The organism is Nesterenkonia sp. K-15-9-6, assembly GCF_052656005.1.
On the sequence record NZ_JBQYEY010000007.1, the window covers coordinates 146,003 to 164,539 of the forward strand.

An 18,537-nucleotide genomic window follows, 5' to 3' on the forward strand; every position below is an offset into this window, starting at 1 on the left:
CAGCGCACCGAATCTCCTCACAGCAGACCCCACATCACTCCTGGCACACCCGAAGGAGCACCCATGACCCACGAGCTCATCACGATGGGACGCATCAGCGTCGACATCTACCCTGACGACATCGGCGTCGGCCTGGCCGACGTCACCCGCTTCGGCAAGTACCTGGGCGGTTCGCCGGCGAACGTGGCCGTGGCCGCCGCCCGGCACGGACGACGCACCGCGGTGATCACCCGCACCGGGGACGACCCCTTCGGCGAGTTCCTCCACCAGGAGCTGCGGCGCTACGGCGTCGACGACCAGTGGGTCACAGCGGTGCCGGAGCTGCAGACCCCGGTCACCTTCTGCGCCATCCGGCCGCCCGAGGACTTCCCGCTCTACTTCTATGGACGCTCCCCCAGCGCCCCGGATTGGGAGATCGAGGCGAACGAGCTCGACACCGATGCCATCGCCGCGGCCCGGATCTTCTGGTCGACCGTCACCGGGCTCTCCCGCCCACGTTCCCGCCAGGCGCAGGTCACCGCCCACGAGGCCCGCCCGCAGGCCTCGCTGACGCCTGGCCAGCACACGGTCCTGGACCTCGACTACCGTCCCATGTTCTGGGACTCGGTGGAGCAGGCTCGAGAGCAGGTCGCCCGGATCCTGCCGCATGTCACCGTGGCGGTGGGCAACTCCGAGGAGTGTGCGGTGGCCGTGGGCGAGGGCACCCCTGACGACCAGGCGGACCGCCTGCTGGAGGCCGGAGTGAAGCTCGCCGTCGTCAAACGAGGCTCCGACGGCGTCATGGCCGCCACCGCCGAGGAGCGGGTGGTCTCCAAGCCGCTGCCGGTGGAGACCGTCAACGGGCTCGGCGCCGGTGACTCCTTCGGCGGCGCGCTGGTCCACGGCCTGCTCGCCGGATGGCCGCTGGAGCAGGTCCTGGACTACGCCAACGCCGCCGGCGCCCTGGTCGCCACCCGGATCGCCTGCTCCGATGCGATGCCCACCCCCGACGAGGTCACCGCGCTGCTGGCCGAACGCGGCCGCCCCGTCCCCCAGGAGGTCCGGGCATGAGCCGCACCGACCCGCCCCGCACCTCCGAGACGCTGACCCCGGTCCACCAGCTGCGCCGCGAGATCTCCCCTCCGCAGAGCACATCGCCCGACGACGAGGATCCGCGCCGCTATGAGCCGCTCACCCGCCTCCGACTGGAGCACCCGGAGTCCGTGGCGGCCGCCGCGCAGTCCCGACGACGCCACCCAGGCCCGGTGCACGGACGACAGAGCTTCATCATCGCCGCAGACCATGCCGCCCGCGGCGCCTTGGCGGTGAAGTCCGATCCGCAGGCCATGGCGGACCGGCGCCGGCTGCTCGACCGCCTCCGCATCGCCCTGGCCCACCCGAAGGTGGACGGCGTGCTGGCCTCCCCCGACGTGCTCGACGACCTGCTGCTGCTGGGCGCCCTGGACGGCAAGCTGATCTTCGGCTCCATGAACCGAGCCGGCCTGCCGGGCCTGGTCAATGAGATCGATGACCGCTTCACCGGGCACACCGCCTCAGCCCTGAGTGCCCTCGGGGCAGACGGCGGGAAGATGCTCACCCGGATCGCCTTCGACGACGCCGCCACCACCTCGGTGCTGGAGAGCACCGCCCAGGCGGTGGACCAGCTGCACGCCGACGGACTGATCGCCATGGTGGAGCCGTTCATCTCCCGCACCGAGGCCGGCCGCGTGGTCAACGACCTCTCCACCGAGGCGGTCATCCAGTCGGTGGCCATCGCCCAGGGGCTCGGTGCCAGCTCAGCGCGCACGTGGATGAAGCTGCCGGTGGTCGAGGACATGGAGCGCGTCATGGCCGCCACCACGCTGCCCACGGTCCTGCTCGGCGGAGACCCCTCCGGGCGCACCGACGAGGTCCTGGAGACCTGGCGCCGCGCCCTGGCGCTTCCGGGCGTGCAGGGACTCACGGTGGGCCGGACCCTGCTCTACCCTGACGGCGGTGACGTCGCCGCCGCCGTCGACGCCGCCGCCTCGCTGCTCAACGACAGCACACCCGGCGGCTCACCCGACGCCACAGATCCTGCACCGACCGGAGGACTCGCCCCGGCCGGCGCCACGAAGGAGGACCGATGACCACCCGTGAGATGTCCGTGGCCCAGGCCACCGTGGAGTTCCTCGCCAACCAGCGCACCGTGGACGTCGTCGACGGCGTCCGGACCGAGGTCCGCACGATCCCCGGCATGCACGGGATCTTCGGTCACGGCAATGTCGCCGGCGTCGGGCAGGCGCTGAAGCAGGCGCAGACTCTGGCGCCGGGGCTGATGCCCTACCACCAGGGCCGCAACGAGCAGGCCCTGGTCCACCAGGCCGTGGGTTATGCCCGGCACACCCGCCGCCGACAGACCTACGCGGTCACCGCCTCCATCGGACCCGGCTCCACCAATATGGCCACCGGCGCCGCCCTGGCGACGACCAACCGCCTTCCGGCCCTGCTGCTGCCGTCTGACGAGTTCGCCACCCGCGCCCCGGATCCGGTGCTGCAGCAGCTGGAGCTCCCCCATGCCTATGACGTCACCTGCGCGGACCTGTTCCGCCCGATCAGCCGGTACTTCGACCGCGTGCAGCGCCCCGAGCAGCTCTTCTCCGCCCTGCTGAACGGCATGCGGGTGCTGATGGACCCGGCGGAGACCGGTGCGGTGACCATCTCGCTGCCGCAGGACGTGCAGGCCGAACGCATCCTGGTGCCCGAGGAGTTCCTGGCACCTCGCGAATGGCGGATCCGCCGTCCCGCGCCCGAGGAGGTGGACCTCGCCGCCGCAGTGGAGGCCATCCGCGGGGCCCGGCAGCCGCTGATCATCGCCGGCGGGGGTGTGCACTACGGCTTCGCCACCGACGCGCTGCGCACGCTCGCCGAATCCACGGGCATCCCGGTCTCCTACACCCAGGCCGGGGTCGGCACGCTGCAGTGGGATCATCCGCTCTGCCTGGGGGCGATCGGCTCCACCGGATCCACCGCCTCCAACACCTACGCGCGGGACGCCGACGTCATCATCGGCATCGGCACCCGCTACGAGGACTTCACCACCGCCTCCATGACGGCCTTCCGACACCCAGGCGTACGATTCGTCAACATCAACATCGCCTCCCTGGACGCCTACAAGATGGGTGCCGGCGTGCAGATCGTCGCCGACGCCGGCACCACGCTGCCCCTTCTGCGTGAGCGCCTGGAGTCGGTGGGCCACCACACCTCCGCAGAGGTCGCTGAGCTGGTGCGCCGGGAGAAGGCCCGCTGGGACGCCACCGTCGACGAGGCCTTCACCGTGAGGAACCAGCCGCTGCCGGCGCAGACCGAGATCATCGGGGCCGTCAACGAGGCCATGGACGCGCGCGACGTCGTCATCTGCGCGGCCGGATCCCTCCCCGGAGACCTGCACAAGCTCTGGCGGGCCGAGGACCCCTACGGCTACCACGTGGAGTACGCGTTCTCCTGCATGGGCTACGAGATCGCCGGCGGCCTCGGGGTCAAGCGCGCCGCCCTGGCCGAAGCCCAGGCCCAAGGGAAGGCCCCGGAGGACGGCCGCGACGTCGTCGTCATGGTCGGTGACGGCTCCTACCTGATGATGCACACCGAGCTGGTCACCGCCGTGGCCGAACGCATCAAGCTCATCGTGGTGCTGCTGCAGAACCACGGCTACGCTTCGATCGGCTCGCTGTCCGAATCCCTGGGCTCCCAGCGCTTCGGCACGAAGTACCGCTACCTGGAGGACCAGCGACGGTTCGACGGCGCCCATGAGCTGCCCATCGACATCGCCACCAACGCTGAGTCGCTCGGCGTCGACGTCATCCGCGTGGAACCGGGCGAGGACGCGATCGACCGGCTGAACGCCGCCGTCGCCGAGGCCAAGGCCCGCCCGGAGGACTCGGGCCCGGTGCTGATCCACATCACCTCCGATCTCTACCTCGACGCCCCCGACTCCGAGTCCTGGTGGGACGTGCCGGTCACGGGCGTCTCCGAGCTGGACACCACACAGAACGCCTACCAGACCTACCGCGACCACAAGTCCCGGCAGCGGCAGCTGCTCGGCGACGGCCGCGACACCGACGAGAGGAACCACTGATGACCACCACCGAGACGACTCCCCAGACCACTGACGTCCAGAGCGCCGGCGTCGCCGAGATCACCCACTGGATCGACGGCACCGCCGACGCCGGCCACGGCACCCGCCGCCAGGACGTGTTCAACCCTGCCACCGGTCAGGTCAGCGGCACCCTGCACCTGGGCGACGGCGAGGACCTGGAGAAGACCCTGCTGGCCGCGCGGCGCGCCGCCGACCTCTGGGCGGAGACCTCGCTGTCCAAGCGCATGGCCGTGCTGTTCCGATTCCGCGAGCTGGTGGCCTCCCACACCCAGGAGCTGGCCGCGCTGATCACCGCCGAGCACGGCAAGGTGCTCTCCGATGCCGCCGGGGAGGTCGCTCGCGGCCTGGAGGTCGTGGAGTTCGCCTGCGCGGCCCCGCAGACGCTGAAGGGCGACTACTCGGACCAGGTCTCCACCGGGATCGACGTCTTCTCCTTCCGGCAGCCCCTGGGTGTGGTCGCCGGAATCACTCCGTTCAACTTCCCCGTCATGGTGCCGCTGTGGATGGCTCCGGTGGCGATCGTGACCGGCAACGCGTTCGTGCTCAAGCCCTCGGAGCGGGACCCCTCGGCCTCCCTGCTGCTGGCCCAGCTGTGGAAGGAGTCCGGGCTGCCCGACGGCGTCTTCCAGGTGCTGCACGGCGACAAGGAGATCGTGGACGGCCTGCTGACCCATGAGCTGGTCGACGGCGTCTCCTTCGTGGGGTCCACTCCGATCGCGCAGTACGTCTATGAGACCGGCACCCGGCACGGCAAGCGCGTCCAGGCCCTCGGCGGGGCGAAGAACCACGCGGTGGTCCTGCCCGACGCCGACCTCGACCTCGCCGCCGATCACCTCTCGGCCGCGGCCTTCGGCTCCGCCGGCGAGCGCTGCATGGCGATCTCCGTGGCCGTGGCGGTGGGCGACGCGGCCGACGCCCTGGTCGAGAAGGTGGGCCAGCGCGCCCGGGACATCACCGTCGGTGACGGCACCCAGGCCGAGGCGGAGATGGGCCCGCTGATCACTCCGGCCTCCAAGGAGCGCGTGCAGCGCCTCGTGGGCGAGGCGGAGGCCGACGGCGCCGCCGTCGTCGTGGACGGGCGTGATCTGGTGGTGGACGGCCGGGAGGAGGGCTTCTTCGTGGGCCCGACCGTGCTGGACCGGGTCCAGGAGCACATGTCTGCCTATGAGCAGGAGATCTTCGGGCCGGTGCTCGCGGTGGTCCGCGTGGACACCCTGGAGGACGCGATCCGGGTGATCAACGCCAACCCATATGGCAACGGCACCGCGATCTTCACCGGCTCCGGCCATGCGGCCCGCACGTTCCAGCGGCAGGTCACTGTGGGCATGATCGGGGTGAACGTGCCGATCCCGGTGCCGGCGGCGCAGCACTCCTTCGGCGGGTGGAAGGACTCGCTGTTCGGGGATCACCACATCTATGGCCCCGACGGCGTGCACTTCTACACGCGCGGGAAGGTCATCACCCAGCGCTGGCCGCATCAGAACGACGAGTCGACCGCGTCGCTGAACTTCCCGTCCAACGGCTGAGACCCTCCCCGCCCGAAGATCGTCCCTCCGTGAGAGATCGTGCCTGAATCCACAGACGATCTCTCACGGAGGGACGATCTGTGTGGCGGGGCACCGCACTGAAATCCATTTCGTCCGAATGTCTGGACAAAGTAATGTGATGCGTCCTACAGTGAGTGACATCACGGAACATCGCACGATCGAGGAGAGCTGAGACCAATGTCGACACCGCAGCAGTCCGAACTCCGCGTCGCCGTCGTCGGCGCCGGGCGCATGGGCTCGGACCACGTGGACCGCCTCGCCCACCACACCCTGCGCGCCCGGGTCAGCGCCGTCGTGGACGTCGACCGCGAGCGGGCCGCCGCCGTCGCCGCCACCGCCGGGGACGCCGCCGGAGAGCCACAGGTGTTCTCCAGCGTGGACGAGCTGCTGACCGCCGAGGCGGCCGACGCCGTCGTGCTGGCCACCCCGGGATTCCTCCACGAGGAGGCCCTCCTGAAGCTCCTCGACGCCGGGATCCCCGTGCTGTGCGAGAAGCCGCTGACCCCGGACCCCGACTCCGCCCTGCGCGTGGTGGAGGCCGAAGTCGCCGCTGGCCGCCAGCTCATCCAGGTGGGCTTCATGCGCCGCTTCGACGCCGGCTACCGCCGGCTGAAGGACGCGATCGCCTCCGGCGAGCTGGGCGAGCTGCTGATGCTCCATCACCAGCACCGCAACCCGGAGGCGCCGGCCGAGTTCACGGACGAGATGGTCATCCATGACTCCGTGGTCCACGAGTTCGACGCCGTCCGGTACTTCACCGGCGAGGAGATCACCGACGTCTCCGTGCGGATCGGACGGACCACCTCCCGGACCGGCAACGTGCGGGACCCCCAGCTGGTCACTGTGCAGACCGAGTCCGGACTGCTGGCCACCGTGGAGATCTTCGTCAACGCCCAGATCGGCTACCAGGTGCACACCCAGGCCACCTTCGAGAACGGTCTGGTGAAGATCGGCGAGGGCTCCGAGGTCGAGGTCACCACCGCCGGCCGCACCGGCGTCGAGGTCGACGCCGGATTCGTCACCCGGTTCCGCGACGCCTACGACCTCGAGGTCCAGCAGTGGGTGGACGCCACCCTGCGCGGCGAGATCGCCGGGCCCAGCGCCTGGGACGGATACGCCACCGCCGCCTGCTGCGCCGCCGGCGTCGCCGCCCAGCAGAGCCGCACGGTCGAGCATGTGGCGCTGGCGCCCAAGCCCAGCTTCTACGCCGCCGCCACAGGCTCCCCCGCCCTGGCCTGAGCCCGACCACTCGCAGACCCTGCCCCCACCTGCCCCGAGGACCCCTCCATGAAGTACGCCCTGGACCCCACCCCCTTCCACCGGACTCACTCGCTGCTGGAGTTCCCGCGGCTCGCCGCCGACCTGGGATTCGACTGGCTGCAGATGACCCCGCACCCGGACTTCATCCCGTTCTTCAACCACCCCAAGGCCGACGACGACCTCGTCGCCCGCTTCCGCGCAGCCTGCGCGGATGCCGGCGTCGGCGTCGCCTCCGTGCTGCCGGTGCTGCGCTGGTCCTCCCCCGACCCGGACGCCCGCGAGGCCGCCGTCCGGTACTGGAAGCGGGTCATCCAGATCACCGTGGACCTGGGAGTGGAGCAGATCAACACGGAGTTCTCCGGCCGGCCCGAGCTCGCGGAAGAGTCGGAGCGCGCCTTCTACCGCTCCCTGGAGGAGCTGCTGCCGATCATCGAAGCCGAGGGGCTCAACGTGGCCATCGACCCCCACCCTGATGACTTCGTGGAGCAGGGGCTGGCCGCCTGGCGGGTGATCCGCGGAGCCAACTCGAAGAACCTGAGCTTCGTCTACGTCGCCCCGCACACCTTCCACTACGAGGATCCGATGGCCGCCATCCTCGACGAGGTCGGCGACCGGCTGCGAGTGGTCCACGTGGCCGACACCTATGACCACCACCGCTCGGACGGCCTCCGGTACATCACCAACCCCCCGGGCAACGCGGCCCGGGTGCACCAGCACAACAAGATCGGCGTCGGCGACGTCGACTGGGACCACTTCTTCGCAGAGCTCGCCCGCAACGGCTTCGACCAGCGTGAGGACACGGTCATGGTCACCAGCGTCTTCGGCGAGAACGAGGACGCCATGGAGGTCTCCGCCTATCAGCTGCGTCAGATGCGCGAGCGCATGGCGGCGGCTCGGGGCTGACCCGCCCCCTTCCCGCCCCGACCGGGCCCCGCGCCCGGATTCCCCTCCAGGCGCCCGACGTCGCGTCGGGCGTCCGTGAGGCGCACCCACCACCCGGCACAGACAGGATCGCCAGATCATGGACACACACCGCACACGCCCGGCCCCTGACGGGAGCGTCGGCTCCGGGCGGAAGAAGAGCACCGTCCTCATCTACCTCTTCGGGGCTCTCGGAGGGCTCAACTGGGGCTATGACACCGGAGTCATCTCAGCGGCCCTCGTGTACCTGCGCCCCGAGTTCGAGCTCAGCAGCTGGGCCGAGGGCTGGATCGTCACCGGCCTGATCATCGGTGCCGTCTTCGGCGCTGCCGTCGGCGGACGTCTCTCGGACAAGTACGGCCGATGGAAGATCCTCATGGCCACCGCGGTGACGTTCATCGTCGCGCCCATCGGCATGGCGCTGGCCCCGGACCCCAACACGCTGTTCGTCTTCCGTTTCATCGTCGGCCTCGGCTCCGGACTGGCTGCGGTGACGCTGCCGGTCTACCTCTCGGAGATCTCCCCGGCGCGGATCCGCGGAAAGGTCACCGCCTTCTACGCCCTGGCGATCGTCACCGGCCAGTTCATCGGCTTCATCATCGGACTGGCCTTCGCGCCGCTGGAGTCCTGGCGATGGATGCTCGGGCTCTCGGTGGTCCCGTCGCTGCTGTTCGCCGTCGGTCTGGCGTTCATCTGGGAGACGCCCCGCTGGCTGGTCAAGAAGGGCCGAGAGGCCGAGGCCCTGACCATTCTGCACTACGACCGCACCCCCGAGGAGGCCGAGCGGGAGCTGCAGGAGATCCACATCATCAATGAGGCGGAGAAGGCAGCCGGCGCTCAGAATCTCAGGGCACTGCTGCAGCCCTGGGTGAAGCCGATCCTCTTCGTCGGCCTCGGTCTGGCGATCCTGCAGCAGATCATGGGCATCAACACGATCATCTACTACGCGCCCACCACGCTGCAGAACGTCGGCTTCACCGACCAGGCGGCCATCGCCGCCAACCTGATCATCGGCGTCATGAACGTGCTGGCCATCTGGCTGGCCCTGACCTACGCGGACCGCTGGGGGCGCCGGCCGCTGCTGCTCGCAGGGGCCGCGGGCACGTGCCTGAGCCTGGCGGTGCTGGCGCTGACCAACCTGCTGCTGCCCGAGCCGGACGGCTTCGGCGTCGTCGGGATCGTCACCCTGACCTGCATGGCCGTCTACATCTTCATGTTCCAGGCCAGCTGGGGCTCCATGGTCTGGGTGATGCTCGGGGAGATCTTCCCGCTGGGCGTCCGTGCTGCGGCCATGGGCCTGGCCACCACCGCCCTGTGGTTCGCCAACGGCGTCGTCGCCCTGGGGTTCCCTCCGGTGCTGGAAGCGGTCGGCGTGGGCTGGCTGTTCGCCGGGTTCTCCGTGATCTGCTGCGCCGCCCTGGTGTTCACCTACCGGCGAGTGCCGGAGACCAAGGGAAGGTCGCTGGAGGAGATCGAGTCCACCTTCCGCAACACCGCCGGCATGCCGGTGGTGCCGAACCCGAAGCGCATGCGCTGAGTGGCTGCAGGACCTCTCATGAAGGAGACCAGTGATGAGTGAGCAGAGAATCGGCGTCGCCGTCATCGGCGCCGGGATGGCAGGGGCGGCCCACGCGGCGGCCTGGCGAGCCGCCACCACGGTGCGCAGCCCTTTCCCCCGCCCGGTGAAGCTCGCGGCGATCGCCGACCTCGCCGAGCCGCTGGCCCGTGATGTCGCTGGCCGCTACGGGTATGAACGGGTGGAGACCGATTGGCGCGCACTGCTGGAGGCCGAAGACGTCGACGTCGTCTCCGTGGTGGTGGCCAACCGGCTGCACCGGGAGATCGTCGAGGCTCTGGTGGCCGCCGGCAAGCATGTGCTGTGTGAGAAGCCGCTGGCCGACACCCTCGACGACGCCCGTGCCATGGCGGAGACCGCGCGGCGAGCCGAGGACGCCGGCCAGGTGGTCCGCATCGGCTTCACCTTCCGCCGAGCCCCGGGACTTGCCGCTCTGCGTGAGCTGGTGACCTCGGGAGCATTGGGCGAGGTGGTGCATCTTCACGGCCGGTACCTGGCCGACTACGGCTGCGATCCGCAGGTCCCGATGACGTGGCGCTACCGGGGCGGCCCAGGCTCTGGGGCCCTGGCCGACGTCGGCAGCCACCTGCTCTATGCCGCGGAGTTCCTGGCCGGGCCGATGCGCTCCGTGGCCGGGGCACAGTTCCGCACCGTGATCCAGGAGCGTCCGCTGCCGGTGGGGTCCACGGTGGGACATGGGAAGGCGGAGGTCAGTGAGGAGACAGAACCGGTGACCAATGACGATTGGGCTGGTTTCACGGCGCAGTTCGACGTCGCCGCCGGCACCTTTGAGGCCTCCCGGGTGTCCCCCGGGCACCCCAACGGTCTGCGCCTGGAGATCTCCTGCCGCGACGGAGCCGCCGTGTGGGACCAGGAGCGTCCTGCGGAGATCCAGGTCCACACCCGGGACATCGGCGGCAACCGCCAGACCGACAACGGCTTCCGCACCGTGAACCTCGGACCCGGACACCCCTATGTGGGTGAAGGTTTCGCGATGGCCGCCCCGGGCATCGGCTTCGGCCAGAACGACGGCTTCGTGTTCCAGGCCCGCGCGTTCCTGGAAGAGGTGGCCGGGCTGGCCGCGGAGGACTCCTGGCCGCGGAACGCCAGCGTCGAGGACGGCGTGCACAATATGGAGCTGATCGAGGCGATCGCCGCCTCGGCTGCCGCCGGCGGGTCCGAGGTCAGGGTTCCCCGACCTCCACACGTGACGCCCGCACCTGAGGCCTGAGACCCACCCAGCTCACCAGCATCGGGAAAGTGCCGCTCAGCCGAACGTCGCCTGGAAGTCCTTCAAAGCATCGCGGGGATCCCCGGAGGCGAAGGCCTCCATCGCCACGACGCCGCCGTATCCCACGTCGGTGAGGGCGTCGGCGACGGCCGCGTACCGGATCTCCCCGGTCCCCGGCTGACATCGGCCCGGGACGTCCGCGACCTGGACCTCCCCCACCCAGGGCAGCGCCTGCTCGATCAGTCGGATGAGGTTCCCCTCGCCGATCTGGGCGTGGTAGAGGTCCAGGTTCAACCGCAGGTGAGGACTGTCGACCGCCTGGACCAGCGCCAGCGCCTCAGCCGCCGTCGCGAACGGCACTCCTGGGTGATCCACCGCTGTATTGAGATTCTCCAACGTGAAGACCCGTCCGTGCTCCTCGCCGAGCGTCGCGACTCTCTCCAGCGTGCGGGCGGCAGCCAGGTGGTCCGCACCGGTGGGGTGCGGCCGAGGCACCACAGGCATGCCCTGCCCGTCCAGACCTGTGCCGTGGAGGTTCAGCGCCGCGGCATCGATGACCTCGGCCGCTTCCAGCGACCGCTCGGCAGTCTCCACCAGCCTGTCGGCCCCCGCCCGGGTGATGAGATCGCCCTCCAGGTAGCCGGTCATCGAGGAGAACCGTGCTCCGGTGCGGGCCAGGGCCGGAAGGTCCTTGGCCGACCAGTCCCAGATCTCGACGACGAATCCTGCCTCGTGCAGGATCCGGACTCGTTCCTCGACAGGGAGGTCGCGGAAGATCATCTCCGCATTGGCGGCCAGCGTGTAGGGCCTCTCCTCCGGCGACCGCATCATGGACGATCTCCGCCCGGGGCCGCGTCGTGCGGGGCCGCCTCCGACTCGACCGCTTCTGTCTGACCTGAGGCGGCGCTGCGCAGGGAGGCCAGCGCAATGGCCAGCGCCGCGCGTGCGTCCCGTCCGGTGGGGACGTCCGGGGCCTCACCACGGATGGACCGGGTGAAGGCGATCAGCTCATCGGTGTAGGCCTGGCGGAACAGGTCGATGTTCTGCCGGGTGGTCTCCGCCTGCTGGCCGGAGGCCCCGTAGAGGCGGGCGCTGGATGTCCTCACCTCTCCGGCGGTGACCATCCCTCCACTGCCGAAGGCCTCACCGCGGATGTCATAGCCATAGGCCGCCTGGAACGAGGCCTCCGCGATGCCGATCGCGCCGTCCTCGTAGCGGATGGTGACCACGGCGGTGTCCAGGAGGCCGGCATCCTTGTGCGCGGGGGCGATCAGTGCGTCGGCCATGACGTGAACCTCGTGAGCGCGTGCCCCTGGGTGGAACCAGTTCAGCGTGTCGAAGTCATGGATGAGGGTCTCGAGGAAGATGGTCCCGGGCCGGATTCTCTCGGGGTTCTTCAGCTCCGGATCCCGAGTCAGCGAGCGCATCAGCTGCACCTTCCCGATTCGACCGTCGTGGATGTGCTCGCCGGCTTCTCGGAAACCTGTGGCGAAGCGTCGGTTGAAGCCGACCTGCAGCGGGATTCCCGCCCGGTCTGCGGCGGCAGTGGCCCGGTCCGCGTCCTCGAGTGTGGTGGCCATGGGCTTCTCCACGAAGACCGGGACCCCGGCCTCGGCGGCGGCCACCACCAGACCTGTATGGGTGGCGGCCGGCGAGGAGATCACGACGCCGTCGAGATCTGCAGTTCGCAGGGCCTCGTACGGGTCGGTGAAGGCGGCGGCACCGGAGGCGGCGGCAACTCGGCCGGCAGCCCCTGCATCGACGTCGACGACGGCGGCGAGGTGGGCGCCTGGCACCCGCTCGCGGATCGACTCCGCGTGGAAGCGTCCGATCCATCCGGCGCCGATGACGCCGAGGCGCAGGGCCGGTGCCAGAGGGCATGGCGCCTCGGCGACCGTCTGGTGCTGTGCTGTGATGTGCGTCATGGGAAACAATCTAGCACGTGCTAATAGCTCGTGCTAGAGGCGTGCCACAATGGTGCCATGAGCACCCGGCCCACGATGAGCGACGTCGCCCAGCAGGCCGGTGTCTCCCGGCAGCTGGTCTCCATGGCCCTGCGGGGGCTGGACGGACCGAGTGACGAGACACGTCAACGCATCCTCGCCGCAGCCGAGCAGATCGGGTATCGCCCTGACCGCGCGGCTCGCCTGCTGCGTGGACGCCACAGCCACTTGCTCGGGGCGATGTTCTCCATGCGTGAGCCGTTCGAGGTCGACATGGCCGAGGCCCTCGTGGGCCGCGCGCACCAGCGTGGCTACACGATGGCGCTCGGACCTGTCACGCCCGGACGCAGCGAAAAGGAGGTCCTCGACGAGCTGCTCAGCCAGCGGATCGCCGGACTCATGGTCCTCTCCACCGCCGGAGGTTCCGCAGAGCTCGGCACCCTGCCGAGCGACATCCCCGCCGTCCAACTGGGCGGGCCGTCCTCCGCCGAACGTTCACTTCCCGACGTCCGCGCCGACGCCGACGCTGGCATCAGCGCCCTGATGGAACACCTCATCGACCTCGGCCATACGGAGATCACGCACGTCACTGGTGGCACCGGACCCAACGCCAGCGCTCGGCGCCAGGCCTATCGGGAAGGCATGCACCGCCACGGGCTGACCCCCCGGGAGGTCGAGGGCGACCTCACCGAAGAGGGCGGATACGCATCTGCCGTCCGTCTCCTGAGTGATGGGCCTCCCCCCACGGCACTGATGGCCGCGAATGACCGCGCCGCCGTCGGAGTGTTGGCCGCAGCCCGGGACAGCGGGCTCCGGGTGCCGGACGACATCAGCATCACCGGGTTCGACGACAGTTCCGTCGCATCCTGGCCGTTCATCCGGCTGACCACCGCGCGGGTCGATCCGCAGGCCATGGCGGACGCCGCCGTGGAGGCGCTGCTGGAGCAGATCGCCTCCGAAGCCGGCAGGGACCAGAGCGCACCGCGCTCCGACACCGTCACGGTCCGCCCGGAGCTGGTCATCCGCGCGACGACGAGCCGCCCGAACTCAGCCTGACGGCGCCCCACAGGGTCGCCGTCAGTGGGCCCCGCGGATGCGCATGGACCGCAGTCGCTCGCCGTCGACGGCGAAGGTGAACTCCGAACGCCCGTTGGCGTGGTTGCTGCGCCAGTCGGCGATCACGGTGACGGCCTCGCCGTCGGCCTCCACAGATTCGACATCCATGGTGCCGCGCGCGCCGATGAACTCGACGTCGCTCCAGGCCTTGATCTCGTCCCGGCCGGTGAAGATGCGGCCGAAGTCGTCGACGAACCCCTCCTCGCCGAACGCGGCGAGAAACGCCTCCTCATCGTGGCGGTTCACGGCGGCGACGAAGCTGCCCACAGGTTCGGGGATGTCCGGCATGATGCCTCCTGCGTGGGTCGTAGAACTGGTCGTGCCCAGGACCCTACGTGCCCTGCCCGCAGGAGCGAAAGAGCCTGCGCCTCACCGCAGCCCGGCCACACGTGCCGCCTCCATGAGCACCGCCGCCGCCTCCTGCACACCCTCCACAGCACCCAATGAGGTGTCTTCGTGCTCGATGTGCACAGCCATGTCGGCGTCCACGTCCGCGAGCGCGGTGAGGAATTCGGCCCACCAGGCGGCGTCGTGCCCGCGCCCCAGCGCCACGAAGTCCCAGGCGGAGGCGGAGGGCCACTCGTTGACGTACTCCTCCGCACCGATCTGCGTGCGGGGCTCGTCGGGACTCAGTCGGCGGAAGCTGTTGTCCAGCACTCCGCACCAGGCGGCCTCGGGATTGATCCGCACGTCCTTGACCGCCGCGTGCGCCACATGCCTGCCCAGCCGGCGCACCACATGGACGGGGTCCATCTGCTGCCAGAACAGGTGGCTGGCGTCCAGCTCCACCCCCAGTCGGCGCGCTCCGGTGCGCTCGAGCAGCTCCAGGAAGCTCGGCGGGTTGAACACCAGGTTCTGGGGGTGCAGCTCCAGGGCCACCGTGACGCCGTGCTCGGCGGCGAGCGCGTCGATCTCCGTCCAGAACGGGACGGCCACCTCCCACTGGTGCTCCAGGACGTCCAGCGCGCGGGAGGACCAGGCGTTGACCACCCAGGTGGGCTGGCCGGCACCGGGCTCCGCACCGGGCAGCCCGGACATGCACACCACTCGGGTCTGTCCCAGCGCCCCGGCCACTCGGATGCTGCGCCGCAGGTCCTCGGCGTGCCGTTCACCGGTGCGTGGGTCCGGATGGAGCGGATTGCCGTTGCAGTTCAGGCCCTGCAGCGACACCCCGGTGTCCTCGAAGATCCGCAGCCATTCGCGGGCGGCGGCGGGGTCGCCGTCGAGCTCCTCCACCGGGATGTGCGCGGCGGGAAGGAACCCGCCGGTGTTGAGCTCGGCGGCGTCCAATCCGGCTTCTGCGACGATCTGCAGCGCGTCGGTCAGCGGACGGTCGTGCAGCGGCGCGGTGTACAGGCCCAGGTGCATCAGGTCCTCCTCAGGGGTCGATCATGTCGTCATCGTCGCGCGAGGTGGTCTGGAGTTGTCGGTACTCGACTCGATCGACTCGAGCATCGACAACTCCAGACCACCTCGCCGAGGGCCTCGACAGGGCGCCTCACTGGGCGGGGCGCCCGCCCAGGGTCTGCTCCAGGTCCGCCTCGACCTGCTTCAGCTCGGCGGTATGGCCGCCCAGCTGGGCCAGCTCATGGCTGAGCTCCTGCAGCTCCGCACCCCCGGCCATCTGTGCGGTGAGATCATCGATGCTGATCTCGTCCTTGACGTGGTACCCGATGGAACGGCCACGTTTGAGGACCATGAACCGGTCCCCCACGGGGAAGGCATGGTGCGGGTTGTGGGTGATGAACACGACCCCCAGGCCCCGGTTCTTGGCCTGCATGATGTAGCGCAGCACGACGCCGGACTGCTTGACCCCCAGCGCGGCGGTCGGCTCATCGAGGATCAGCACCTTCGCGCCGAAGTACACCGCCCGGGCGATGGCCACGCACTGCCGCTCACCGCCGGAGAGCGTGCCGATGGGCTGGTCGACGTCGCGCAGGTCGATGCCCATCTCGAAGAGCTCCTCCTTGGCGATGCGCTTCATGGCCGGCACGTCCAGCCGCTTCAACGGCCCCCAGCCCACGGTCAGCTCCGAGCCGAGGAAGAAGTTCCGCCACACCGGCATGAGCGGCACCACCGCCAGATCCTGGTACACGGTGGCGATGCCCACCTCCAGGGCGTCGCGCGGAGAGTCGAAGACGGTCTCCTCCCCGTTGATCCGCATGACGCCGTCGGTGTGCTGGTGCAGCCCGGCGATGATCTTGATCAGCGTGGACTTCCCGGCGCCGTTGTCGCCCAGCACGCAGGTGACCTGCCCGGCGTGGACGTCCATGGTGACGTCCCTCAGGGCGATGATGTTGCCGTAACGCTTCCCCGCTCCTTCGAGCCGGACCAGCGGGGTCGCCTCGACGCCGTCGGCGACGTCGTCGTGGGGTGACTGCGATGTCGTCTCACTCATGGCCCCTCCTATTTCTTCTCGACCCGACGGCGGACCATCAGGTTCACGATCGTGGCCAGCAGGAGCATCACACCCAGGAAGAAGCGGAACCAGTCCGGGTTCCATTCGGCGTAGATGATGCCGCGGGAGGCCATGCCGAAGATCAGCGCGCCCAAGGCTCCGCCGATGGCCGAGCCGTAGCCGCCGGTCAGCAGGCAGCCGCCGATGACGGCGCCGATGATGTAGAGGAACTCGTTGCCGATGCCCTCACCGGACTGGACGGTGCTGAACGCGAAGAGCTGGTGCATGCCCAGCACCCAGGCGCAGAACCCCACGCCCATGAACAGACCGATCTTGGTGGCGGTGACGGGCACACCGACCGCGCGGGCGGCGTTCTGATCCCCGCCGACGGCGAAGATCCAGTTGCCGATCCTGGTGCGCAGCAGAATGAAGGAGGCCACGGCCACCAGCAGGATCCAGTAGAAGATCGTGATGCGGAAGTTCACCCCGAAGATCGTCACGGAGGAGGCGAAGATCGCCTGGGCGGAGGCGAATCCGTCCATGGTGGAGATCGGCGGGGAGGAGACCGAGCCGCCGATAAGCCGGGTCAGCGCCAGGTTGAGTCCGGTGAGCATCAGGAACATGGCCAGCGTGACGATGAAGCTGGGCAGCTTGGTCTTGATGAAGATCAGCCCGTTGATCGCCCCGATGGCCAGCGAGACGACCAGCGCCAGGGCCACGCCGACCCAGATGTTCGTGGCGAAGTACCAGCTGAACAGGGAGGCCATCAGCGCTGAGGAGATCACGGCCACTCCGGTGGAGAGGTCGAACTCTCCACCGATCATCAGCAGCGAGACGCCGACGACCATGATCCCGATGGTGGAGGCCCCGTAGAGCACCGTGGAGATGCCTCCGGGGGTGGTGAAGGGCGGCGCGACGACGGCGAAGAAGATGAACACCACCATGGCGCCCACCGCCGCCCCGACCTCGGGGCGCGCCATCAGGGTGCCGATCAGACTCCGCTTGCTGACCCGCTCGTCGGCGCCGTCGTCGGGAGCCGCGGGTGCCGCCCCGGCGGGGGCGGTGGATGTCGTGGTCATGAGTCTTGTCCCTTCCGGTCTCAGCGCAGTCCGGCGTCGGCGAACTCGAGCACGGACTCGGCGTTCTCGACGTCGACGATGTTGGGTCCGGTCAGCACCGGCAGTCCGCCGCCCGGCTCGAAGGCGCCGTGGAAGTGCAGCCACAGCGAGTCGACCGCCAGGTAGCCCTGCAGCCAGGGCTGCTGGTCGACGGCGAAGAGGATCTCCTCGTCGACGACAGCCTGAGCGATGTCCGCGTTGAGGTCGAAGGAGCCGACGTTGATGTCCGAGCCGGAGGACTGGACCTCGTCCAGGATGGTCATGGTGAAGGGACCCCCGAGGCCGATGATCGCGTCGGCGTCGCCCGCGGAGTCGACCTTCGCCCGGACCGTGGAGGCGACCTGCGTCATGTCCGAGCCCTCCACATAGAGGTTCTCGGTGTCCGGCAGGACATCCCGGATCCCGTCGCAGCGGGACTCGAGGCCCACGTGTCCCTGTTCCTGGATCACGCAGATGGGGTGCTCGATGCCCTGCTCGTCCAGGTACTCGCCCACGGCCTCGCCGGCCACCGACTCGTTCTGTCCGAAGTGGGCGAAGGCTCCGGCGTCGAAGGCCTCCTCCTCTCCGGCGTTGAGCGAGACGACCGGGACGCCGGCGTCGATGGCGCGCTGGACAGCGGGAGTCATCGCGTCCGGCTTGGCCATGGTGACCGCGATGCCGTCAGCGCCGGCGTCGATGGCGGACTGGATGAGCTCCGCCTGCTGGGCGCCTTCGCGGTGAGAGTTGTAGACCAGGTTGATGTTGTCCTTGGCGGCGGCCTCCTCGGCGCCGCTGCGCACGTAGTCCCAGAAAGTGTCGCCTTCCACCGCGTGGGTGATGAGGTAGACGGTGCGCTCCTCGGTGTCCACGCCGCCGGCGCGCTCGGCGTCGTCGCCTCCGGCGTCGGCCCGGCCCCCTTCGGAGGAGCAGGCCGAGACGAGCAGAGCGGCGATGCCCAGCACGGCGGCGAATCGGACCGAGGCCCGACGACGGGTGCGACGAGATGTGGAGACGGCCGGGGAGGCAGGGCCGGGAGGCGCGGGTTCAGCGGAGGTGGAGGGGGATTCGAGGGTGCTGCGAGTGATGCGAGGCATGATCTCTCCTTCGAGCCTGCGGCCACGGGGTCGCTGCCGCCGTGGCCGTCGTAGGCTCCATCCTGAGTGACTCGCATCACAATGTCAATAGGATGTCAGGACATATGCACAAATTGCGCCCTCGGCCTGGCCCCGCCTCCCGACGTGAGTTGGTCCGGAGTTGTGGATACTCGAGGTGTCTTTCCATACCTCCGACGCTAGGCGCCGGCGCAGGCGGGAGGACATCGCCTCCGGGCGACA

16 protein-coding genes are annotated in these 18,537 nt (G+C 69.5%); 9 read left to right on the top strand and 7 right to left on the bottom strand.

Annotated features, from left to right (window positions below; translation table 11 throughout):
* Nucleotides 1-63 precede the first annotated feature (63 nt).
* The 8 genes from iolC (at nucleotide 64) to SD455_RS06715 (ending at nucleotide 10,649) form a co-directional block, all read left to right on the top strand.
* Nucleotides 64-1,050 carry a 5-dehydro-2-deoxygluconokinase gene (gene iolC, locus SD455_RS06680; RefSeq protein ID WP_311025731.1) on the top strand — a complete coding sequence of 329 codons (987 nt, stop codon included), beginning with the start codon at nucleotides 64-66 and terminating at the stop codon, nucleotides 1,048-1,050.
* A complete protein-coding gene (locus SD455_RS06685; RefSeq protein ID WP_445507598.1) occupies nucleotides 1,047-2,108 on the top strand; it encodes a Cgl0159 family (beta/alpha)8-fold protein in 1,062 nt (353 codons plus the stop codon). The genes iolC and SD455_RS06685 overlap by 4 nt, the downstream gene beginning before the upstream one ends.
* Entirely contained in the window at nucleotides 2,105-4,093 is a 1,989-nt protein-coding gene (gene iolD, locus SD455_RS06690) for a 3D-(3,5/4)-trihydroxycyclohexane-1,2-dione acylhydrolase (decyclizing) (protein WP_170922659.1), read from the top strand. The genes SD455_RS06685 and iolD overlap by 4 nt, the downstream gene beginning before the upstream one ends.
* Nucleotides 4,093-5,640, top strand: a complete 1,548-nt coding sequence (locus tag SD455_RS06695; RefSeq protein ID WP_445507599.1) for a CoA-acylating methylmalonate-semialdehyde dehydrogenase — start codon at nucleotides 4,093-4,095, stop codon at nucleotides 5,638-5,640. The genes iolD and SD455_RS06695 overlap by 1 nt, the downstream gene beginning before the upstream one ends.
* A gap of 198 nt (nucleotides 5,641-5,838) precedes the next feature.
* Nucleotides 5,839-6,900 carry a Gfo/Idh/MocA family protein gene (locus tag SD455_RS06700; RefSeq protein WP_445507600.1) on the top strand — a complete coding sequence of 354 codons (1,062 nt, stop codon included), beginning with the start codon at nucleotides 5,839-5,841 and terminating at the stop codon, nucleotides 6,898-6,900.
* A 48-nt stretch (nucleotides 6,901-6,948) separates the two neighbouring features.
* Entirely contained in the window at nucleotides 6,949-7,824 is an 876-nt protein-coding gene (locus SD455_RS06705; protein ID WP_311025726.1) for a sugar phosphate isomerase/epimerase family protein, read from the top strand.
* A gap of 118 nt (nucleotides 7,825-7,942) precedes the next feature.
* Nucleotides 7,943-9,379, top strand: a complete 1,437-nt coding sequence (locus SD455_RS06710; protein ID WP_085437636.1) for a sugar porter family MFS transporter — start codon at nucleotides 7,943-7,945, stop codon at nucleotides 9,377-9,379.
* A 34-nt stretch (nucleotides 9,380-9,413) separates the two neighbouring features.
* Nucleotides 9,414-10,649 (top strand): Gfo/Idh/MocA family protein, encoded by a 1,236-nt coding sequence (locus SD455_RS06715; protein WP_445507601.1) that lies wholly within the window; start codon nucleotides 9,414-9,416, stop codon nucleotides 10,647-10,649.
* 36 nt (nucleotides 10,650-10,685) lie between these two features.
* Here SD455_RS06715 and SD455_RS06720 read toward each other — a convergent pair whose 3' ends face one another.
* Together SD455_RS06720 and SD455_RS06725 are read right to left on the bottom strand one after the other, a co-directional pair.
* Complete coding sequence (locus SD455_RS06720; protein ID WP_445507602.1) at nucleotides 10,686-11,480, bottom strand: TIM barrel protein; 795 nt, start codon at nucleotides 11,478-11,480, stop codon at nucleotides 10,686-10,688.
* Nucleotides 11,477-12,574, bottom strand: a complete 1,098-nt coding sequence (locus SD455_RS06725) for a Gfo/Idh/MocA family oxidoreductase (protein WP_445507603.1) — start codon at nucleotides 12,572-12,574, stop codon at nucleotides 11,477-11,479. The genes SD455_RS06720 and SD455_RS06725 overlap by 4 nt, the downstream gene beginning before the upstream one ends.
* A gap of 57 nt (nucleotides 12,575-12,631) precedes the next feature.
* Here SD455_RS06725 and SD455_RS06730 point away from each other — a divergent pair, with 57 nt between their 5' ends.
* Nucleotides 12,632-13,648, top strand: coding sequence for a LacI family DNA-binding transcriptional regulator (locus SD455_RS06730; RefSeq protein WP_445507604.1), 1,017 nt, complete (start codon nucleotides 12,632-12,634; stop codon nucleotides 13,646-13,648).
* Between the two features lie 21 nt (nucleotides 13,649-13,669).
* Here SD455_RS06730 and SD455_RS06735 read toward each other — a convergent pair whose 3' ends face one another.
* The 5 genes from SD455_RS06735 to SD455_RS06755 form a co-directional block, all read right to left on the bottom strand.
* Nucleotides 13,670-13,996: a nuclear transport factor 2 family protein gene (locus SD455_RS06735; protein WP_070158611.1), complete on the bottom strand. Its 327-nt coding sequence runs from the start codon at nucleotides 13,994-13,996 to the stop codon at nucleotides 13,670-13,672.
* 81 nt (nucleotides 13,997-14,077) lie between these two features.
* On the bottom strand, nucleotides 14,078-15,076 hold the full coding sequence (locus SD455_RS06740) for a sugar phosphate isomerase/epimerase family protein (RefSeq protein ID WP_070158610.1): 999 nt from the start codon (nucleotides 15,074-15,076) through the stop codon (nucleotides 14,078-14,080).
* Between the two features lie 130 nt (nucleotides 15,077-15,206).
* The gene (locus tag SD455_RS06745; RefSeq protein WP_070158609.1) at nucleotides 15,207-16,106 is read right to left on the bottom strand and encodes an ATP-binding cassette domain-containing protein; all 900 of its coding nucleotides are present in this window, start codon (nucleotides 16,104-16,106) and stop codon (nucleotides 15,207-15,209) included.
* Between the two features lie 8 nt (nucleotides 16,107-16,114).
* The gene (locus SD455_RS06750) at nucleotides 16,115-17,185 is read right to left on the bottom strand and encodes an ABC transporter permease (protein WP_070158608.1); all 1,071 of its coding nucleotides are present in this window, start codon (nucleotides 17,183-17,185) and stop codon (nucleotides 16,115-16,117) included.
* A gap of 20 nt (nucleotides 17,186-17,205) precedes the next feature.
* Nucleotides 17,206-18,297, bottom strand: coding sequence for a substrate-binding domain-containing protein (locus SD455_RS06755; RefSeq protein WP_445507605.1), 1,092 nt, complete (start codon nucleotides 18,295-18,297; stop codon nucleotides 17,206-17,208).
* Nucleotides 18,298-18,537: the final 240 nt, after the last annotated feature.